A 2,050-nucleotide genomic window follows, 5' to 3' on the forward strand; every position below is an offset into this window, starting at 1 on the left:
CCCCCCCCCCCCCCCCCTGCCGCCGCGCCTCGCGCGCTCGCGGCGCCCCCCCCCGCCCGCCCCCCCCCCCCCCCCCCCCCCCCCCCCCCCCCCCCCCCCCCCCCCCCCCCCCCCGCTGCTGTTTAAGCGACAGGCCAGCCCATGACAACGCCATGAAATAACGATTCTCTAAATAATCACGATTTTTGCGTCACGAAATGGAGTTTCTTGTTTCACCTATTTCCGTTTTGCATTTCCGGAATTCATCTGGTTGACTCTCAAAGGCGCCCCAATGAGTAATTGTCAGCATGCTGCATAAACCCGCAATGGGGAGTTTATGCCACAGTCCACCGCCCCAGGCATGATGCTGGAAAGCTTTGCCATGAACTCTCAGGGGCGGCTATCGTCCCCTGGGATTAGGAGCTTTCTTGGACCTGTTATTGCATGCTGAGGATATTCACGCCTCGTACGACCAGCGCCGCATCCTCAAAGGCGTTGGGCTTTCTTTGCATCGAGGCGAGATTCTGGGGTTGATCGGAACCAATGGTGCCGGCAAGTCCACCTTGATGGGCGTCTTGGCTGGATCCCACAAGCACGACCTCGGACAGATCACTCTCGCAGGGGAGATTTACGTACCGGACTCCATCGCAGAAGCGCAAGCCTGCGGAGTCGGTTTGATTCCCCAGAATTTCCGGATCGACCCCGGGCTGACCATCACCGAAGCAATATTCCGCGGCACCTTCCAGTCCGGAAAGTCTCATGATGAACTCCGCGACCAAGCGGCCGGACTGATCCGGGAAATAGGCATCAGCATGGATCCGGATGCCACCGTCGGAACACTCATCCGTGCCGAACAGGCGCTCGTGGAAGTTATGCGCATGGTCGCTGAAGAAGCCCAGCTCGTGATCATGGATGAAGTGGCTGCTTCACTGCCGGATCATGACGTCGCTGTATTGCATCAGGTGCTAAGGATGCTGACCCGTCAAGGCCGGGCGATCATCTACATCACCCATCGCCTCGATGAAGTCAGATCCATTGCGCACCGGATTGCCGTCATGCGGGATGGCAAGGTACACAAGACACTGGAAGCCAGCCAGACCGACGTCGGGGAACTTGCCTTCCTCCTGCTTCAAAAGGAACTGGAGAGAGTCGCCAGGCCCACAGATCCGGCGGCCGCCGGCGAGGCGTTGCGGATCGCCAACCTCAGCGTGGGGGACAGGGTCCGCGATGTGACATTCAATGTGGCCAAGGGCGAAATTTTTGGCCTCGTCGGGACCCACCGGTCCGGCGTGCACCAACTGGTTGAGGCTCTGGCAGGTGTTGGTCCAAGCACGTCAGGGCAGATCCACCTGCACGGACATCAAGTACAGATCCGGGGGATCCAGGACGCACGGCGCTTGAAGATCGGCTATTCTCCGGATGCGGCCGACGACTACGAGTATGGAGCCCGCATTGTAGACGGGCTTCAACAAGGCTCAGACGGGGGCAGTGACAGCCTCCAGGACGAGATTTCCCAGCTTCGGGGCGTGGCTGATGTTGTACACCGCATGCGCATCAACACCACCAACATTCAAGGCGCGATCTCCACACTTTCAGGAGGTGACCGCCAGAAAGTACAACTCGCCAGATGGATGTCCACCAACTGTGATGTACTCATCCTCAGCCATCCCAGCCGTGGAATCGATATCGGGGCAAAGGAGGTCGTGTACAAGATGCTCACGGAGCTCAGCAGCACTGGCGTGGCAATCATCCTCCTGTCCTCGGACCTGTCCGAAATGGTCAGTTGGTGCCATCGGATTGGCGTCATGCGCGACGGCGAACTGGTCACCATCGAGGCCAACGCCAATACCAACGAGGATGTCCTGGTGCATCACATGTTAGGTGTGAAGTTTGAATCGGGTAGCGCCGACGCCCGGCGCGTGAAGAACTAGCCCAACGAAGAAACCATAGGGGGGGGGGGGGGGGGGGGGGGGGGGGCCCCGGGGGGGGGGGGGGGGGGGGGGGGGGGGGGGGGGGGGGGGGGGGGGGGGGGGGGGGGGGGGGGGGGGGGCGGGCCCGGGGGGGGGGGGGG

Annotated in this window: 1 protein-coding gene; it reads left to right on the forward strand. The window is 61.6% G+C overall.

Going from position 1 to position 2,050, the window contains the following annotated elements; translation table 11 throughout:
• Positions 1–407: 407 nt before the first annotated feature.
• The gene (locus LN996_RS23400; RefSeq protein ID WP_231343485.1) at positions 408–1,910 is read left to right on the forward strand and encodes a sugar ABC transporter ATP-binding protein; all 1,503 of its coding nucleotides are present in this window, start codon (positions 408–410) and stop codon (positions 1,908–1,910) included.
• Positions 1,911–2,050 lie beyond the last annotated feature (140 nt).

Origin of the sequence: Arthrobacter sp. AK01 (genome assembly GCF_021109375.1) — a bacterium.
Lineage (GTDB): Bacteria > Actinomycetota > Actinomycetes > Actinomycetales > Micrococcaceae > Arthrobacter.